Annotated in this window: 10 protein-coding genes and 1 pseudogene; 9 read left to right on the top strand and 2 right to left on the bottom strand. The window is 55.7% G+C overall.

All coding sequences use genetic code 11. From position 1 onward, the window contains the following. The first annotated feature begins 35 nt into the window (after positions 1 to 35). The 4 genes and pseudogenes from ACFQL3_RS02315 to ACFQL3_RS02300 all read left to right on the top strand — a co-directional run bounded on the left by ACFQL3_RS02315 (position 36) and on the right by ACFQL3_RS02300 (position 7,223). Positions 36 to 380 (top strand): hypothetical protein, encoded by a 345-nt coding sequence (locus ACFQL3_RS02315; protein WP_377051023.1) that lies wholly within the window; start codon positions 36 to 38, stop codon positions 378 to 380. Further along, entirely contained in the window at positions 370 to 5,673 is a 5,304-nt protein-coding gene (locus ACFQL3_RS02310; protein ID WP_377051021.1) for a DEAD/DEAH box helicase, read from the top strand. Before ACFQL3_RS02315 ends, ACFQL3_RS02310 begins: the two co-directional genes overlap by 11 nt. Positions 5,674 to 5,814: 141 nt before the next feature. Further along, positions 5,815 to 6,022: pseudogene (locus ACFQL3_RS02305) on the top strand (hypothetical protein). Between the two features lie 682 nt (positions 6,023 to 6,704). Further along, positions 6,705 to 7,223, top strand: a complete 519-nt coding sequence (locus tag ACFQL3_RS02300; RefSeq protein WP_377051019.1) for a hypothetical protein — start codon at positions 6,705 to 6,707, stop codon at positions 7,221 to 7,223. A 373-nt stretch (positions 7,224 to 7,596) separates the two neighbouring features. Here ACFQL3_RS02300 and ACFQL3_RS02295 read toward each other — a convergent pair whose 3' ends face one another. Continuing rightward, entirely contained in the window at positions 7,597 to 8,733 is a 1,137-nt protein-coding gene (locus ACFQL3_RS02295) for a hypothetical protein (protein WP_377051017.1), read from the bottom strand. Between the two features lie 262 nt (positions 8,734 to 8,995). On the opposite strand from ACFQL3_RS02295, the gene ACFQL3_RS02290 reads away from it, so the two are divergent. The 3 genes from ACFQL3_RS02290 (at position 8,996) to ACFQL3_RS02280 (ending at position 14,953) form a co-directional block, all read left to right on the top strand. After that, entirely contained in the window at positions 8,996 to 9,979 is a 984-nt protein-coding gene (locus tag ACFQL3_RS02290) for an HNH endonuclease (protein WP_377051015.1), read from the top strand. A 134-nt stretch (positions 9,980 to 10,113) separates the two neighbouring features. Continuing rightward, entirely contained in the window at positions 10,114 to 11,400 is a 1,287-nt protein-coding gene (locus tag ACFQL3_RS02285) for a metallophosphoesterase family protein (RefSeq protein ID WP_377051013.1), read from the top strand. Next, positions 11,393 to 14,953: an AAA family ATPase gene (locus ACFQL3_RS02280; RefSeq protein ID WP_377051011.1), complete on the top strand. Its 3,561-nt coding sequence runs from the start codon at positions 11,393 to 11,395 to the stop codon at positions 14,951 to 14,953. The genes ACFQL3_RS02285 and ACFQL3_RS02280 overlap by 8 nt, the downstream gene beginning before the upstream one ends. 62 nt (positions 14,954 to 15,015) lie before the next feature. On the opposite strand, the gene ACFQL3_RS02275 is transcribed toward ACFQL3_RS02280, so the two are convergent. Then, positions 15,016 to 15,753, bottom strand: coding sequence for a hypothetical protein (locus ACFQL3_RS02275; RefSeq protein WP_377051009.1), 738 nt, complete (start codon positions 15,751 to 15,753; stop codon positions 15,016 to 15,018). A gap of 193 nt (positions 15,754 to 15,946) precedes the next feature. Here ACFQL3_RS02275 and ACFQL3_RS02270 point away from each other — a divergent pair, with 193 nt between their 5' ends. Next, positions 15,947 to 17,293 carry a restriction endonuclease gene (locus ACFQL3_RS02270; protein WP_377051007.1) on the top strand — a complete coding sequence of 449 codons (1,347 nt, stop codon included), beginning with the start codon at positions 15,947 to 15,949 and terminating at the stop codon, positions 17,291 to 17,293. A gap of 131 nt (positions 17,294 to 17,424) precedes the next feature. Next, positions 17,425 to 20,058 (top strand): AAA family ATPase, encoded by a 2,634-nt coding sequence (locus ACFQL3_RS02265; RefSeq protein WP_377051005.1) that lies wholly within the window; start codon positions 17,425 to 17,427, stop codon positions 20,056 to 20,058. The last annotated feature ends 4 nt before the right edge of the window (positions 20,059 to 20,062 follow it).

Raw genomic sequence — 20,062 nt, 5'->3', positions numbered from 1 at the left:
CCAAAATTAAGGCACTGCGCAAAGGACAGCAAGATATGAGTGTAAGAGCACAATTGACTGAGGAAACAGGAATTGTCATTGAAGGAAATGAAGTGATACTACCTGAAGACAAAGCCGCAACGGAGTGTTTAGCTGGTTTGACAAAATTCTTAATTAAGAATGGGTATCTCAGCGAATCTGATTTCCCAATTCAAAGTGGACCTGAAAGGTACCTCATAAATTCTGAACCTGTTCATCGGAATGGGAGGGAGATGGTTCGTCCAAAGAATATTGAAGGGTACCACTTAGAATGTAATTATAGTATACACTCAATTAAAAATAAAATGATGGATCTTCTCCAGATGACAAATTTCCAGACATCAACTGACAATGGCAACTAGACTAAATCCCTTCGACGCCCTCGATAGTGTTCAATCCTCCTACCGTTCCTACGTCGAAACTTTCCAAAACGTCGACGACGAGACGATCAACGCTTGGATCGAGAACCGAATCGAGACAGGGAAGGTGCTGTGGAAGGAGCCGTTCGTCCAACTGAACCAACGTTTCCAGTACGGCGATACCCTCGAAGAGTTTGTTGCGGACGATAAGCTCCACGAGGGTATTCTGGACGTCTTTACCGGCGCTGGCGGCGATCCTATTGAGCCGTACAAACATCAGACTGAGGCGATCCAGTCTATCCAGTCCGGGAACAATACCATTGTCTCCACGGGCACGGGGTCAGGGAAGAGTTTCGCCTTCGGGATTCCCATCGTTAGCCATTGTCTCGAAGCCAAAGAGCGGGGAGAGGACGGGATCAAGGCGGTCATTATCTATCCGATGAACGCTCTGGCGAACTCCCAGTACGAGGACTTCGCAGAGCGACTCGACGGGACGGGTCTCCGGCTGGGCCTCTACACGGGTGACACGCCACACAACCCTGACGAAGCACCAGAGTTCCTCCGGCAGTTCGGTCGTGAGGAAGCGTTCGACTCCGAAGTCGTCTCTCGGGAGGAGATGCAGAACGACCCGCCAGACATCTTGATGACGAACTACGTCATGCTCGACCTCATCCTTACCAGGCATGACGACAAGAAGCTCTTCCCAGAGATGCACGAAGGAGCCTTGCAGTATCTGGTACTTGACGAGATTCATACCTACACCGGCCATCAGGGGGCCGACGTCGCCGCACTCGTCCGCCGGCTGAAGCAGAATACCGACGCCGGAGAGGAACTCGTCTGTGTCGGCACCTCTGCGACGGTCCAGAGCGACGAAGGAATCAACGCCAACGACGAGATTGCCGAGTTCACCGGGAAGATCTTCGGCGAGGAGGTCGACGCCGACAACGTCGTTCGAGAATCTCACTATCCGCTACCCCTCTCCGACGACGAACCGCTCCCTGACGACATCGAAGTCGCCGAGGGTGACATCGCAACCTTCGATGGGAGTCTCGAAGCCGCACAGGACCTCACCGAGAAACTCCTCGACCGGGATCTGATGCCAGCCGAGACGACCGATGCGTCGGCACTCGGAAATGCGCTGGAGGACCACCCCACGATCAAGTTCCTCGACGAAGAGCTTAGCTCCCAGAGCCAGCAGATCTTCGCCGGTGAAGACGACGAAAGCGAAGACGAAAAGGATCTCGTCAGTAGCTATCAGGAACAGTACCGACCCGATGCATCTCGGTACGACATCGAGCAAGAACTCCAAGCCGCTCTGCTCGTCGGAACGGTTGGAACGACCGAGATACAGGGCGAAGAACAGCCGATATTCATCCCAAAGCTCCACACCTTCTTCAGTCAGGGGAGTGGTCTTGTCTCCTGCCTCACCGAGGAGTCCTTCGAGGACGACGATCCTCATCTGAGTGACGCCGGCGACATCGAGTGTCGTACGTGCGCCCAAGAACACGACCGTACCCGGACTGCCTACCCGCTCTCGTTCTGTCGGGGATGCGGTCAGGAGTACTACACCACGGTCGTCGATCAAGAGAACACCGTCACACAGGGTGCGCTGAGTACCTTCGTAGACACCGAGGAGGACGAAGAGGAGGCGTACCTGATGCGGGGCGATTGGGATCGAGAAACCGCCCCACTCCCAGATGAGTGGCTGAACGATAACGGACAGCTTCGAGACACCTACGTCGAGGCTGAACCCCAACCAGCTACCTACTGCCCGGAATGCAATCAGCTTACCCCCGGGAGAGTAGAACAGGGGCAGCTCGAATGTGGATGCTTCGCTGCGCAGGGCGTCGAAGTGCTGCGAGTCAACCAGCCGTTCTTGTTCTGTCCGAACTGCGGTGTCCACTACACTCGCCGGGTCAAGAACGAGTTCAACAAGCTGTTCACGTTCGGTACCGTCGGTCGCTCAACGGCGACAGACGTTCTCATCGGGAACACGATGCGGAATCTCCCCGACGATCAGCAGAAGACTATCGCCTTCTCCGACAATCGACAGGACACTGCGTTACAGGCGGCTCACCTCAATAACCTCTACCAGCGGGTTCGATTCCGACGCTCGCTGTACCACACCCTCGCAGAGGGCGACGACGTTAGCCTCACCACGCTCGGGAACGACGTCTTCGACCTCGTCGATGACGAGGAAGCCCTTCCGCCAGCCATAGACACGGGGATGTTCGGGCCGTCGGCAGAGGATCGCCAGAATTACAGCGATTACCTCTTGTTCAACGCTATTCTCGAACTCGGTCGTGAACAGCAACGCACTCAGCAGAGCCTCGAAGACGTTGGGCTAATCGACGTCGAATACGAGAACCTCGATAAGCTGGCGGATGTCGAGGAGGTCTGGGAGTCGATTCCTGAACTGTCGAACGCCGATCCACAGGTGCGAGAAGAGTATGTCGCCGGTTTCTTGGATATTTTCCGCCGAAGCGTTGCGATAGACCACGAGAGTACCACGAACTTTGCCGACTTCAAGCGCAACGTCATCAACCAACTCGATGAGGAGGTCCATTTCCACGGGCAGGAGTTCTTCAACTTCCCAGTCGGATATAGCGATACGGCAAGTACTAGTGGGAGACACCGTGTCCGCCGGCTTACACATCCCCGCTCTCGACACGTCCGCTGGACATCCCGTGCGTTAGACGTCGACACCGACACTGCGAAGGCGATCATCAACAGCGTCATTGACCTCATCAGCGACGACGAGGTACTCAAGTTGTTGACACAGGAGTCGTTGAAGTACACCGGGAAGGTGTATATGCTGAACCACAGTGCGCTTCGGGTCACGCACGCCGATCCCGAGGACGTCCGAGTCTGTCCGAAGTGTGGAACACCGACAACTCGGGACGAACTCGACGTCTGTCTGAACTACAGCTGCGACTCTATCACGCCCGAGAAGACGGATCTCGAATCGTCGTACTTCTACGACCTCTATACCGAATCGTTCGACAACGCCGTTGACATCATCGCCGGCGAACACAGCGGACAGGTTGAAAACGAGAAGCGGAAGCAACTGGAAGCAGATTTCCGAGAAGGCGAGAAAGTGAACACAATCGTATCGACGCCGACAATGGAACTCGGGATCGACATCGGCGACCTCTCGAACGTCTATATGCGAAACGTCCCACCAAACCCAAGTAACTACGCTCAGCGTTCCGGGCGGGCCGGGCGACAAAACCAGCCGTCACTCGTCACGACGTTCTGTGGGCGTGGGTTCGGACGGGGCTCCCACGACCAGTACTTCTACCGACATCCGGAACGAATCATCGCCGGAGAAATAAGCCCGCCAACGTTCCTGCTCAACAATCAGGATCTGGTCGAGGCGCACATCAACGCCCTCGTTCTCGAACAGATCGAACTGAAATTCCAGAGCAAACCTCGCCAGATGCTAGTCATCGAGGAGGGAAGCGATTACGAGATTATGCCCGACTACCGGGCAGATCTGGAGAATGCCGTCAAGAACAACCGACAGAAGATTATCCAGGCGGTGAAGCAGGCGTTTGCCCGTGAGCGGGAACAGGATACTGTCGGGGAGTGGTTCACCGATGCCTTCATCGAACGCCAAGTGGACAACTTCGTCAAGAATCTGGATGAGGCGTTCGATCCGTGGCGGCGTGAGTACACTCGTCTAAGCCGTGAACTGAGACGGTTGAATAGTCTCCTCGCCACGGAAGGCGGTTCGTATCAGGATCGGATCGAGCGCAACGCCATCGAAGACCGCCTTGACGACATGCGTTCGGGGAAGAAACGCTTCTACACCTACCAGTATCTCCGCTCACAGGGATTCCTGCCAAACTACGGATTCCCCAGACAGAGTACGACACTAACGTTCACTTCCCGAGAGGACGACATTCAACGGGACCAGACACGGGCTATCAATGAATTTGCCCCCGGAAACCACGTTTACTACGCGGGAGAGCGGTTTGCTGTTCGGTATGCACGGCCTCGGACAAAGGATTCGGAGCCAGTTACCCGCCATCTTCGTGTCTGCCCAGAATGCGAGACAATCCTGATGGGAGAGGATGCCCAGGAGGCTGCAGCGTGTCCCTCCTGTGAGACGCCCTTCGATGGAACCCATCCGAATCCGAATGCGATGGAACTCCCGAACCAACACGCTCAACCGGAAGAGAACATCACCAGCGACGAGGAGGAACGCCGTCGACAGGGCTACGACATCAACAGCTACTACGAGCGATCCGATCCTCAAGTATACGATTTAGAAGGAGACGAGATCGAGGCCCGAGTGACATACGAAGGAAGTGCGAATATTGTATTAGTCAATAGCGGACTTCGAGATGCTGACGAAGACGATCTCAGCGGATTCGCACTCTGTATGGAGTGTAACCGCTGGCTAACCAGCGAGGACCAAATCGAGAGCCACGTTGACGAAGAGGATCCGGACTGCTACGCTAATGCGTCAGAGGAGGCGATCAAGCGTGAGATCGAGTTGTTCTCTGAGGGGCAACACGATACGGTGACGCTGACTACGCCGCTACCCGGCGATCTTGAGCCGGAGCAAACTGAGGAATTCTATCGGACTCTCAAGGAAACCGTCTACCAAGGCATTCTGGTTGCGTTCGATCTGGACGAAGAAGAGATCGACACGTTCGTGAAACCAGCGACAGGGGAACACGGACAGGTTACCATCGTAATCTACGAAACTAGTGAGGGTGGCGCAGGTGTACTCCACTCGCTGATGGACGAGGCACGCTTCAGAAAGGCAGTTCGAGAGGCAAAGACCGTTCTTCACGGAGATCCCGATGACGACGGTTGTGAGCGAGCGTGTTATGAATGTCTCTTGTCCTTCTACAACCAGCCGGAACACGAGTTCCTCGATAGAACACTCGTGGAGTCGTGGCTAGGGAATATGGAGACTGCGCCGCTAACGGAACAGGCTGGAGAAAGTGATGATGAGGACAAAGGGAACTTCGATAAGCTACTGGAGGCCTGTGAATCCAGTTTCGAGCGTGAAGTGCTTCACACCATCCGAGATCAAGGATTCGAGCTTCCCGACGATGCCCAGAAAGTGATTTATGACGGAGACGAACCGGTTGCAAAGCCGGATTTCTTCTATGAGCGGCCTGGCAGGTCAATTGCATTATTTGTGGATGGACCTGCTCACGAGAAGGATTACGTCAAAGAAGACGACGAGCAAAAGCGGACCAGACTCAAACAGCTGGGGTATCGAGTAGTTCCTATTACTGATATAGAACAAGTGCCGAATGTACTGAGAACAGTTTAATCATCTAAGACTTAGCGGTCGCGTTCCCTCAATGCGACACCGGATATGACTGTGGGCGTTCGTTGATCCCTCAGGTGCTGATATCCATCCCTGCTATCCCATCTGATGAGGTAGCGCTTCTCCGAGGGAGACCGCGTCCGGATCGATATTCAGGATGAGACAGACTGGTCATCGGGAGTACCACGGTGAGCATGGGCGTGTCGTTGCGGTGCTGAGTGATGATGTAGATTCGCTTACCGCTGAGGAGCGAGATTCTCAGATCGATCGGATTGCGTTTGATTCGGGTGGGACGGCCGATTTCCGGTGGCGTGACTCGCGGCCACCAATCGACGACACAACACAGACATAGTCACCTCCAACTCTCCGTACTCTTCAGAGCTGGCCGTCCAGAGAAGAGACCATCATCTCCCCCGATACAGTACCTGTATGGCCCGGTATTGAATTCGCTGTGTAGTGCCTCTGTTTGGGGTGCTTCACCGGTGGACTACTCGCGTGAGTGTGAATAGGAAGAGTGCGATTGCGAAGGCTCCGAGAAATCCTTCGAGGATAGCTGCCGCTCGAAGTGGGGCGCTTGGTATTGTTGCGGTGGGACTATGGACGAGCGTGACGAGCGACTCACCGTTTAGTTATAGGTAGCCAAGTAGGGTGATTCGACGTGCGGTGTATGGAAGCCGATTCGGTCAATGATTGCGAAGAAATGGATTAGAGCGAGGACTTGTAAAGTTGGTGTGATACGTTCGGAGAGGTACGATTAGAGTAGGTGCTATCCATGCTCGAAGTGTCTGCCCTCGTATGAGATGGGCGAAGAGCCAATTCGTGTATAATGCTTAATTGGGTAGGTGGGGAACTATCAGGAAATGTCGTTTGTTGGGCGTCTTGATGATGACCTGGTTATTCCAGAGGAAGTAGCTAATGGGGTGACTGTGGAGTGTCCGGAGTGCGACGGTGAGTTGTTCCCACGAGGGCCATTTTCTGACGGGCGAGCTCGGCACTTTGCGCATCAAAATCAAGACGTAGACTGCTCAGGGCGGGTGTCCGAGTCCGAGATGCATCAGAAGTTGAAATCGCTCGCCGTATCGGCCTTGCGGCAGAGGTTCGAGGGTGAGTATTCTCGGTGTGACCCCGAAACCGTCTTGAAGGTGCCGAACACCGCAACGCGACCAGATACTCGTTACGCTGATGCCCTGGTCGAATTTGATTCAGAGAACCGCTACTACGGGAAGGGTATCATCGTCGAAGTACAGTATAAGAACCATGCCAAGGACAAGTTCGCCACCACTCACGACTACCTCGCGTCAGAGTTCAGCGTGATCTGGGCAGACCCGTCTGATTTCGAGGAGGATCGATTCCGATTCAGCGTGGTTGACAGGCGTTCGATAATAAAAGCGATCAGAAAGGGATTGCAGTCTACAACAACGACGCAGAAGAGTTCTCGACGGAGATTAGCGCGAGCCTCCAGTGGGAAGAACCGAACCCTGATTGTTCCCACTCATGGGAGGATATGGCAGAGCACGGTCAGGCGTACGAGTCCTGTTCGAGTTGTGGGCTAAACCGGATGTACAGCACCAAACACACTCGGTTTCTCTACGATGAGCGAGAGTTACTTGGCCCAGTTACTGAGTCGCAGTCGTCTGGCTCGGGTTGTGGTCCAGATGGGGAGCATATCTGGGAGCCGTATGGCGAGGGGGTTTCACGGTGCGCCCGCTGTGGTGCCAGGCAAGTAGAGGATGTTGGTTTCTCTGGTGAAGAACTCACACTTCCAATGGAGTACATGCGATCGGACTTTTCGGAGCTAGGTGGCGATCCTCGTGCCTGCGATCATGATTGGCGACAGCGAGGGAGCGACTATCAATGTTCGAACTGCGGTCTCGTCGACCCGATGCCCTTCTAGAACCCCAAGATAACGAGACGGCTACGAGCTAACTATAAGTCCTCAATCACGGACGCAGTCTTCCGTGCGGCTTTGATAAGCTTCTCTGGCTGCAGGTTTGTACTGGCCACGGTGACACCACTAGCATTTCCTGGTTCGATATCTTTCAGCACGAAGGCAATCGTCCCGTCTGGTGGGCGTTTGATTTTGAGGAGCCCGTTCTTCTCTTCGACATAGGAGTCTAACCAAACATCAACCTCGGTTTGCCAGTCGTCTGCGCCCTCGTCAACGAAGTCACCATGTTCGTCTGCCAGTTTCTCAACTGAATCCGCGAACGTGCGGAATTTAGCAGCGTTCTCGTCGCTCAGTTTCACCGGGACATGCACAATCTCGTTGTCGGAACCTCTGCCCTTTGATAGAACCACGAATGGATGATTAGTTTTCGGGGCTCGGGTTAGCGACAAGAACGCCGTCGAGAATGCGCCGCCTAGCTTCTTTTCGTAGACCTCTTCCCAGCTATTTCTGACATCCTTTCCTTTTTTCCAGGCCTGGCGTAGTTTCGTCTCGTAGCACTCTGAGGGGAACGGGATATCCAGTTCAACACTGGGTCGCTGCTCTTGCCACAACCAATGGATGATGCCGTGGTATCCGTTCCATTGGGCTCTGTCTGGAACAGCATTCGCCCACCAGATAGCCCAATCGCCGGCGTCTAAATCGACGTCTTTGCCGTGGTACTGTTCCTCGTGTAGCCAAAGCACCGAGTACCTGTTTGACTGGAAGTCAGCCTCAACGGCTTCGAAGTCCTTGTCTTCGTGTTTGTACTGGGCTTCGATCGCAATCCCGTTGCCGTATCGGTGATGGGATTTGGCAAAAACGACGAGTACGTCTGCTCGACGGTCGGCTACCCGTTGTTCGAGTTGGACAGTGGCGTCTGGCCATCTCTTTTTGGCTTTTGAGGCGGCAATCGATTTCATCCGCTGGTGTCTCCATGACTCTCCGCCTACTGCCTCACAGTCGTCGGGGGTTCCGCTGGGATGCCAGAAGTGCCGCGCGACGAATGAACCGTTGCGCTTGTGTGAGGCGCGTATAGCCACCGGTTCATTACAGTCGAAGCAGTCCAGTTCTGCATCGGCGGTTTCAATTTGTTCAGGGTAAACGGGGGCACCGTCTTGGAGAGCTTTGAATGGCATAATTTCCTCCGGGGGCGACAGCCGGGAGAGTATCAGCGAAGAACGCTGATACAGGGAGTTTTCTCAGCACTACGTCGATTCCTGCTCTTAACAGGATATGCCAAACCAGTCAACCGACGCGTAATTCTCTTTCGTTTATCAGTCGATGAGTTAACGCCACCGAGAATCTCTTTACACAGTTCCAGATTAGACTGGTCTGTTAGGAGTTTGTGGCCTCCGGTGCAGGGCAAGAATCATGATCGGACTCTGTTACTGTGGACGTATGTCTCCTGATCGCCTGCGTAGTATCGTTCCGATGTTCGGTGGTGGGGCACGCTACGTCGATACATTAGATCGCATACTGGAGTACGTTGATGCGCACCGGCCGTCGACGGATGATTTGATCGGATGGCACCGCGGGGCGTTTGCAACCGTGTCGAGTCGAGATTCGATTATGCGTCGAGTCAGGTATCTGCAGCACGTCGGGTTCCTCCGGCAGACAAACGAGCATTGGATGCTTGGTGATGTTGGTCGGGAGTACGTTGAGGAAGGTGATGTGGGGACGTTGATTCGGATTATGTGTGGTCGGAACGTTGGGCTTCGGAGTTTGTTGTATGCGCTTGCTGCTGGGTCGATGACGCTCGCGGAGGTGAGTGAGCAGCAGTTGGATACGCATCCGGAGTTGGGGTGGAGTCGTGAGGAGACGGATATGGCGAAGCAGCGAGTGAATTGGTTGCGGAGTATGGGAGTTGTTGAGAAGCAGAACGGGGAGTTTGGGTTGACGGATGCGGGTAGGGAGTTCGTTGAGGCGGCTGTCGAGGAGTGGGCTGGGTCGGAGTGGACGCCGGATTCGGCTGATGGTGTGAATACTGGGACGTATGAGACGACGGTGCATGCGCGGGTGGTTGATCCGGAGTTCCGAGCAACGGTGATTTCGCGGCATGATCGAACGTGCCCAATCTCGGGAGTGGATCACCCGGGGTTGTTGGACGTGGCGCACGTGCTTTCCTGGAGTGAGTACCCTGGGCATCGAGCGGACCTAGCGAACGTACTGCCGTTGAGTAAGACGCATCACGCGGCGTTCGACCGAGAGCTATTCACGATCGATCAAGAGTATCGGATTCGAGTGAATCCGAGCTTCGAAACCCAGAGTGATGTGCTCCAAAGGACGATTATCGACCATGCAGGAGAACGGATCTCGATACCCGATGATAGCTTGAAAACGCAGTATGTTGCGCAACACAACGCCGCGCTTGAGTGGGTGTGAGTCAGGTACAACTGAATGGAATTTCGTTCGCTCGTAGTGAGTAATTGTAAGGAGGATGGGGTTCACCAAAACTCCTCGGCTGGTCACAATCCGACCGCCGGGCTTATGTTTATCTCTTGTGATGTGATTATCAGATGGCATCAGTAGAGGTTCTGTGTGTAGCAGATAGTCATATCGGGCGTCGTCCAAGCCGACTCCCGGATAGATTCGATCCGTCCGAGTTTTCTCCCCGGACGATCTGGGCTAATATCACGGAGTCGGCTGTTTCTCGGGGAGTGGATGCGGTCATCGTTGCGGGTGACCTTGTTGATCAGGAAAACAAGTATGCGGAGGCGTTCGGTGCCGTTGAGTCCGTGGCTACTACGCTTGCAGAGGCTGGTATCCCTCTTGTTGCTGTCGCTGGTAACCACGACGCCGACGTGCTCCCGGACTTGGCTGAGGCAATCGATAATCTCCGGTTGCTTGGTCGGGATGGGTCCTGGGAGCGAACAGCCGTAACCGACGGCGAGGGTGAACCGAACCTTCACGTGGACGGGTGGTCGTTCCCCGGTCGGTACTACCACGAGAGTCCTTTGGCTACGTACGACTTGGTCGATGAGGGCGTTCCACGTCTTGGAGTCGTCCACGCAGACGTCAGTGGGGAGGATCGGTACGCCCCGGTCGCCGTGGACGACTTGGCGACGAGTGGGCACTCGGCGTGGGTTCTTGGTCATCTCCACGTCCCGGGGCCCCGTCACGGGAACCCGCCAATCCTCTATCCCGGGTCGCTCCAACCGTTGGATCCGAGTGAGACCGACGGTCATGGTGCGTGGCTCGTCTCGGTCGAGAATGACGGAACAGTAGAGACAGAGCCGCTCAGGTCAGCGACACTGCAGTACGAGGAGGTCGTCGTCTCAACGGACCCTGACCAAGGGTTCCACGACATCGTCGATGCTACCCACGAGCAGTTACGTGAGACAGCAACGAAGTGCGGCCCCCAGACCGAGCTTCTTGCCGTAACAGTGACCGTTTCGGGACGAACGGACGCGCACACAGACCTGCGCAGCCGACGCGGAGAGCTTGAACAGATCGAACTCACTGAGGGCGGGACGGCAGTACGTGTTCTCGACGTGACTGTCGATACGAAACCGTCGATCAATCTCGCCGATCGCGCTGGCGATGATGATCCAGTCGGGTACTTGGCCGGGTTGCTGCGTGCACTCGACGATGACGAACCGCTGGACCCGTATCAGGATGTCATAGAGGCCGCTCACACGAGTGTCCGCGAGACCCACGACTCGAACGCGTATCGGGAGCTCAAGAGCCACGACGAGACGTACACCCGCCCGACGGAAGCTGAAACGAAGGAAGTACTCCGCCGACAAGCTCGGCAACTCGTCGACGCTTTCGTCGAGCAGCAGGGGGTGCCCGCAGATGAGTGAGCCCGTCCCGACCGACGCTGACCAGCCTGATACCGACAGTGACACAGAAGGAAGCCGAGAGACCCCGGTCGCAATTAACGCTGTTACCCTCGACCGTGCGCCCGGGTTTGAGACGGCTGGCTTCTCGCTTGACGGGTTTTCGCCAGGAGTCAACGTTGTGTACGGCGCAAATGCAGCTGGGAAATCGACGCTGGCGGAAGCGATCCGCTGGTCGTTGTGGCCCGAGGAGGCCCCTTCCTCTGCGACTGTTCGGAGTGAACTGACCTACGATGGGGAGTCGCGGCGGATCGAACTGCACGGTGGTGTCAGCGAGCACTTTCGTGATGGCGAACCCGCTGACGCGATCCCGGTGCCGTCGCTGGATGGCGGTCGTCGGTACGCATTGTCGTTGCACGACATGCTGCAAGAGGAAACGGACGACGGCGAGTTTGCAAGCGTCATTCAGCGCGAATCGACTGGTGGGTTCAATATCGACGCAGTCCGTGGGGATTTCGGCCTGACTGACGGGGCCAGCCCCGCCACACGAGGAATTAGTGCTACGAAAGAGGCGGCGGCAGCCATCGACCAAGTTGAGGAACTGCGGAGGGACGCGCCGGATCTGGAAGCCGAACGGGCCCGTCTCAGTCAACTCGAAGAGGATCTCGCGGCTGCCGCCGATGCGAGTGAGCGCGTTGATCTGCTTGAGACGGCGATTGAGTATCGGAAGGCGCAGGACGCCTACGACCAGCGGATCGATGAAGTCACGTCATTCCCAGATGAGTTGGCTTCGTTCGATGGGGATGAACTAGACCAGCTCAACGATCTTGATGAGCAGATAGCGCAACAGAAACGCGTTGAGCAGGAAGCGGCCGTAAAATACCGTGAGGCTGCTGACAAACTGGCCGGCACGGAACTCCCGGAGGACGGCGTTACCGATGAGGTGTTGCAGACGCTTCGAGAGTACCGGGATGAACTCGATGATGCTGAAGATAATCGTGACCGATTGCAGCGTAAAGTAGCTGACGCAGAAGCCAAGCGCAGTGAGATACGGGAAAAGATTCCCCTGGACCTTGACGGCGAGACCCTCCGAGAGATTGATACGGACGACCTTGCCGAGCTTCGGTCGTTCGTTTCGAAGGTGTCGGAAGTTGATGGGAAAGCACAGGTTGAAGCTGCTATTGATGAGTGGCTCGCTGGAGAGTCGAGGGAATCCGCAGATCGTGAAACGCTAGAAAGCGGGCGGAATGCGCTTGAGAACTGGCTCGCAGCCCCGCCAGCACAAGCGACTGACGAGCCGAGTAGTCGAGGCCCTGTTGCAGTGGCCATCACAGCGGGGCTCTTGACGGCGCTGTCAGGCGTCGTAATCGCGCTTACCGTCAATCCTGCTGGGGGCCTGCTGACTGTCCTCGGGCTCGCTCTCGCTGGCTACGCGGCTCTCTCCGCGAGGAGTGACGATACTGGATCTGACAATACTGCTAGAGCTACCCATGCGGAGACGTTCCGGCAGACTGGACTTCCAGAGCCAGATTCGTGGGAACCTGATGTTGTCAGGGACCGGGTAGCTGACCTTCGTGAGCGACTGCGTGTCATCGAAGTGGACGAGCAGGAGGCTCAGAAGCAGGATGAGCTCCGTGCGCAGTTCGATATCGACGACGTCAGGGATGAACTGGAGACGGCGCGTGAGCGCCTTCGGGACCGGTTCGACACCGAGATTGACGACGACATTGAACTGGCGGTGACAGTCGAGCGTGTTGAGCGCTGGCAGGCTGCTGATGAAACCGTCGTTGGGAAACAGGCGGCGCTACAGGAAGCCAGCGATCAGGTCGAGACGTATCGGGAGCAGTTCTGCGCGACGATCAAGCCCTACGCTACTGACGCGTACTCCTATGCGTTCGAAACGAGTGCCGATGCGACAGCTGCTGTTGAGAGTCTCGACCAGCGACAGCGCGACTACGAGAATGCAACTCAGCAACTCACAGAGGTAGACGGGAACGTTGCTGCGGCCCACGAGGAACTCGACCGGTACAGGGCCGACCGAGAGGTATTATTCACTGAGCGTGGCTTGGAGTCTGGTGACCGGGAGCGGCTTGCAGCGCTGTGTGAGCAGTACTCGGAGTACGAAGCAGCCGTTGAGGCGAAAGGTACTGCGGAGACCACACTTGAGAATCGCCGTTCAGACCTTCGTGACCACGATGCTTACGAGGAAGAGATCGAAGAGCGAGACAGGGACGACTTGGAACAAGAGTTAGACGAAAAACAGGAGCTTGCGAACCAGTACGACGAGCTGTTACAGGAAAAAACGACGTTGGAGAAGGAAATCGAGGACGCGAAGGCGTCGACGGAGATTGCTGACGCCGTTCAAGAGCGAGGTGAAGCCTTGCGCGGTCTTGAGGAAGCGCTCGAAGCGGACGTGGCCGATGCGGTCACGGATACACTTCTTGAGTCCGTCGAAGCGGAGACAGTTACCAGCAACCAGGAGCCGGTGTTTCAGCGGGCGGATGATCTCTTGCGGCGGATTACTGACGGGCAGTTCGAGCTCAGACTCGATGATGGTACGTTCAGGGCATATGATACGGGAGAACAGCGACGCGTTGATCTAAACGATTTGTCGAGTGGGACGCGCGTGCAGGTCCTGCTCGCGGTTCGGGTCGCTTTCGTCGAACACAGAGAGCAGGAGACTGCGCCCCCGTTGTTGCTTGACGAGACGCTGGCACCGTTCGATGACCAACGAGCCGAAACGGTCCTTGACACCGTGATTGACCTGGCCCGGGCAGGGAGGCAGGTATTCTACTTCACGGCCCGGCACGACGAACGCGCACGGTGGGAGACGCGGCTTGAAGAGTCGGACGTTGAGTACAGTCTCCAGCAGTTGACGGCGAGCGACGGGCACGACCCTATCGCTGAACCACCGACACTCGAAACATCCAGTGCAATCGACGTGCCAGTCCCGGACGGCGACGATCACCGGACGTACCGTGAACGGCTGGATGTCCCGACGTTCGACCCACGACAGGGAGCGGCCTCAGCTCCGCTCTGGTACGTGACTGAGGACCCCGAAGTATTGCATCGACTCCGTGCAGCAGGTATTGAGCGCTGGGGGCATCTCCGGTCGCTACTGGAGATCGGTGCCATTGATGGTCTCATGTCGGAGTCAGCCCGCGAGCAGGTTCGTCGGCACGGTGCGGCACTGGAAGCGTTCGTTGATGGATATACGGTCGGACGCGGAAAGGCAGTTGGCCGTGACGTACTAGAAGCGGTCGACGCTGTTAGCGACAATTTTATTGATGAAGTTAGTGCGTTGGCCGATCAGGTTGATGGCGATCCAGACGCGCTTCTTCAGAGGGTCCCAGACATCCACCGATTCGGCTCGCGCAAAACCGAAAAACTCCGGGAATGTCTCCGCGATGAGGGCTATCTTGACCCGCGCCCGAAGTGGCCTGACGAACAAATCCGGTCAGCCGTGGTTGATGCCTACTGTCAGCACGGACTGGAACCAACCACCGCAGCAACAGCCGCAGACAGACTCCTTAATCGGATTTCGGCGGATTCGGAGCCGAGTGAGAAAACGGACTGAGAGCTCCTCGATCAAAATCTTCTCAGGGATTTTGCGCACCAAGATAGCGAGGTAAATCGAATTCAGACGATGTTGGTGGCGGGCCGGCGGTAGGTATCGTCGAGGCTGGGACCACCGAGGGCGGTGTAGAGGTTGATGAGGTCCGCGACGTCGCTGATGCAGTAGTCTTTGAGGAGTTGTGTGAGTTCGCGGTGGACGCTGGTATGTTCGATGCCGGCTTCGACGTTTTGCACGTATTTATCGCCGAGGACTTGCCCGATGTGCTTGCCTTGGACAGCTTTGCCGTCTATTCCAGAGAGGTAGTTGTCTGGGAAGTCGTAGTCGTCGTACCAGACGCTGTCGTTGTCGATGCCAGCGAGGTCGTAGACTTTCCAGTCAGGGAGGATGTGCTGGTCGTCCCAGAGCTCGGCTTCATACTCGTCGGCAGCTGCGAGTGCGACATCAACGTGGTTCTCGAACAAATCCTCTGTGCGTGGTAAGAAGTCTCGGTCAGCACTATCGTCGATGTCGCGGGCCCAGTTCAGCAAGTGCGTGCCGTCGAACCAGGCACCATTGTACGTCAAGAGACGATCTACGCTGCGGTCATCACACCACTCGAAGAGGCGCTCGTAGAGGTCAATCGTATACTGATCGTCCCAGTCGCCGCTCCGAAACAACACCTCGGTTTCTGGTGTGTCGTCCAGGTCGCTAGCGTACGCGAGGCTGACAGAGAAGAATTCGAAGTACCGGGTGTCGTTCGAGTTGTCGGGCGGCTCTTCGAACGGGCTCGCGGTTTCAATGTCGATGTCAAGTGTGCCCATCTAAACAGACCTCCAGAAATAATGCGCGTCGGACAATGGTATGTTTGTTGTGGACGCCGATCCGAAATCTGAGACCACATTGATAGGCCATTCTGACATTCATACCGGAATTCAGACCGCAGAGTAACCGATAGATGCCCTGTCTACCCCGATGATTTTTCTCCTGACCGAGTAGTTGTTCACTTACTTACGAATGACGGGGATTGCCATTATTACAGCTGGACGTGAGGATGCCTATCAGGATTATCTGCAGTCTGTGAAGGGGGGCCATGACCCAGCGGAGTTTGAGGAGCATCTTTCTGACGCCGAAGTTGAGGCCGTTACTGATTCAGAGTCGGAGAAAGTGCATCTTTGGGGGACGTCAGTTGATTCGAAGTGGCAGTTCGTGGAGGGTGGGGACATCGCGTTAATCTATCGGGATGGGAGGTACATTGCGCAGGCCACGGTTGTTCGGACACGTGATGATCTGGACCTGGCAGAGCATCTCTGGCGTACTGAGGGGAATCCGTGGGATCCTGAAAGTCCGTGGCGGTATTTGGTGTTCTTGACTGGTGTGGCGGAGATTGATGTGGATATCGAGTCGTTCAACGAGTTGGTTGGGTACCAAGATAATTATATCCCGCAGGGATTCAGTCGGGTGTCGGATTCGCGTATCCGCGATGTAGAGGATGCGTATGAGTCCGTTGAAACCGCGGTTAATGAGTTAACGGGGAGCGGTGTCCGGGTTCATGAGTTCGATGAGGAGCCGTCGCAGGAGGAGTCTGAAGAGGAACAGGAAATCGATCTGGGAGAGCGTATCGTTGCGGCGAGTCGGGATGGTGACCAATATGAGGAGTTGGAAGAACTGGTCGCCAAGGGGTTCTCTCGGCTGGGGTTTGAAGCACGATGGATTGAAGGCGGAGATGATACGGATGTTGAAATTACGGCTCCAATTCACGCAGTCATCGAAGTGAAGGCGCGAAGCAGTGGGACGCTGGCCTCGCCGGATGCAACACGAATTCAGGGGCATAAAGAGCGGCACTCAGCCGACCAAGCGATTGTTGTTGCGCCTGGCTTTACCCCGGCAGCAATTGAAGATGCGGACCGACAGGGGATTGTCCTCCTTGCAACCGATCACCTCCAAGCGCTCTTAGATCGGCGTGATGCCTATGGAATCCCGCCGGAAGAACTGTCGATGTATCTCACTGAGCCGGGTGCATTCCAAGATGACCGGCTTGATCAGATCGATGATGAACTACGGACTCGTCTTGATGGTACTGAGGACTTGTTAGCGGTGATGGAAGCGCTTCAACGAGCAGATCCAGAGGAAGGGACCGCTGCTCGACTCCGCCTGATTCTGAAAGGAATGTACGCGGAGGAGCGTGTTCCAGATAAGCACGTCATTGAGCAGTCACTCAATCTGTTAGCTCATCCAGGTATCCAACTGGCAGAGTATGATGACGGACAGTATCAGCCGACAACAACGAAGGAAAACGCCGAAGTGTTGCTTCGACGCTTCGGGAATCTCGTCACTGAAGTGAGCGAGTTCAGTGAAGAGTGAGACACGGATACTGTGGAACGGTCTGTTTTCACTCACAGGGAGCTGGGTCAAAGTCGGGAAACTACTGTTTCGGTGTATGTGGCATATTCGTTGGAGTACGTTTAAGCGAGTAGATGAGACAGTATTGGTGAATGAGTGAATCGTCTTCTGAGATTGTGTTTAACGGAATCGATGATATTGTTGATCGGTTTGTTGAGGTGTGGGATGCTGGTGGGTATGAGGAAGGTGCGGCGTCGCCTGTTGGGTGGGAAACGTGGAAATGGGATTATCAGCGGCATTTGGAAGCAGAATTCTTAGCGGACACGGAGGTGACGGAGTTATCGCCGAGTGATGTTCCGGTGCTGCTTGAAGTGCTTGATGAGCAGGTGAGTATCGACACGAAAATTCCGGCGTATATGTTAGGTGGTGGGCAGAATGGCGGTGTAGCGTGGCATGAGTTCAAAGAGGTTTCTGAAACGGACGCCGAAGCAACTGCAGATACGCTTTCGTTTTTCTTTGATCCGACTGAAGATCTCGTAGAGCGATTAGACCGGTTTCGGGAGTTTTACGCGGATGTGGAAGCTGGGAGTGCGCCTGGTTCGCTGCTTGGACTCGGTGGGTGTCTTCTGATGTTTGTCCATCCGGATCAGTATGTTCACTACAAGTGGACGCAGATGCGGGATTTCTTCGGTGAGTTCGCGGACTACAAGGTGAATCAAGGGTTCGATGCGCGTCAGTATCAGGAATTAAACGAGGCGTGTGCGCAACTGTTAACGCGGCTTGAAGGGCGGGTGGAGGACCCGTCGATGCTACACGTCCAAACGATGATTTGGAGTTGGAGCGATCTTCTCGCTCCTGACGCAGTCGAACCCGATGCATTACCTGACGTTGAGGACGACATCGATTTTTATTGGGTAAATCAAACGCACGATGAAGAATTAGACGGGGAGTATCTTCGGTCAACGGATACGAAGTGGCAACGCGATCTTACAGTTTTGGATCCGGGGGATGTCGTTTTCCATTACGCGAATCAGGAGATCCGTGCGTGTTCAGTCGTTGAGGCGGAAGCGTATCAGGATGAATTCGACGGTGAACAGCACTTCTTCGTCGATCTGTCGACAGAGCGGTTAAGTGATCCAGTGCCGCTAGACGAAATTCGGGACGGGCTGCTTGATCCGGAGGTCCGGCAGGAGAAAACTAGGTACCCATTGAACGACGCTGGGAAGGTGCTGCAGGCGTATCTTTGCCACCTCACACCGGAAGCTGGTGCATATCTTTTGGACGCAGCAGCAATAGAACCACCGGAGCCGGAAGGGGAAACGCAGTACTTCTGGGTGAATGCTGAGGCCACTGACTGGCATCAAGAGGGCGGTGAGTCGTTTTACCAGGTGACAAATTCAGCCGGTGAAACGCGACGGAATCTGGAGGCGTATCAGGAGGCGATGCCAGGGGATCAGGTATTAATATATCAGATTGCGCCGGTGAAGGAGGTTGTCGGGCGAGCGCATGTTGTGCGTGGATTACACGAGGAGGCTTCCACGTCAGGTTATTCGGAACCCGTGGAAGGCATCACGCTCCAATGGGAGGAGTCATTAGATGGAGCAAGTTGGCGGGATGTGAAGTCAGACGCGGAGTTAGATGGCAGCCGACTCGTTGAATCTGACAACAGCTTCGTCATCACGCAACTCACAGAGGGTGAGTACGAGCGGATTCTGGAGTTATGCGAGATGACGCGGTTTGATGACTTCGCTTCGGAGCTTTCGGTCCCGGATTCGGAGATTGCGGTTGAGCAGGAGCACTTGCATTTCCCGGAGGAGGAATGGGATCGAATTCAGTCACGGGTGGAGCAAGCGTTGGCAAACGGGAATCACGTTTTGTTGTTTGGCCCGCCGGGAACGGGGAAGACAAAGCTGGCACGTCAGGTGTGTGAGGCGACAGTCGGGGAAGATACATACGAGCTCGTGACAGCGTCGGCTGATTGGTCGACGTTCGACACGGTCGGCGGGTATCAAACGACCACGCAGAATACGCTGGAATTCGAGCCGGGTGTTGTGTTGGACCGGTTCCAGGCAGATGGCGACGGGACACCAGCGAATGAGTGGTTGGTCATCGACGAACTCAACCGGGCAGATATCGATAAGGCGTTCGGGTCGTTGTTCTCGGCGTTGACGGGAGAGAGCGTCACGTTACCGTTCGATGACGCTGACGGGGATCCGATTGAGATCCTCGACGCGTCCCGCAGCCACGAGGAGATTGGGCAGAACCGGTTTTTCATCCCTGAGGACTGGCGGATGCTGGCGACGATGAACACGCTCGATAAGACGTCGCTGTACGAGATGAGTTACGCGTTTATGCGGCGCTGGGCGTTCGTCCCGGTCGGGATTCCTGATTTGCCTGCCCGTGAGGATGGTGATGATTCTGCACTCGAATCACTTGTCGCGGACTATGTCGCAGTCTGGGCGGCAAACGGTGGCGTGCCGGAAGCAGACCAGCACTACGAGACGGTCGGGCGTATTTGGCGAGCGGTTAATGAACAGCGAGCCATCGGGCCAGCTATCGTTGAAGACATTTATGAACACGTTGCAGCTGCTTCCTCAACGGATACCGCGGATTATGTTTCGCCGATCATTATGTACGTGTTTCCGCAGTTGGAGGGGCTGCGGCGAAACGAGTTAGAGCAGCTGATCGGGGCGCTTGACGAGATTGTTGACGACGAGACTGGTGAGTTGTGGACAGTCGCGCGTGATTTCTTCCAGATTGACCTGCAGCCGGGTGGGGGAGAGTAACTGA

Origin of the sequence: Natronoarchaeum sp. GCM10025321, assembly GCF_042663585.1 — an archaeon.
Taxonomy (GTDB): domain Archaea; phylum Halobacteriota; class Halobacteria; order Halobacteriales; family Natronoarchaeaceae; genus Natranaeroarchaeum.
Note: the sequence above shows the minus strand (reverse complement) of the source record. Positions and strands in the feature narration are given on the sequence as shown.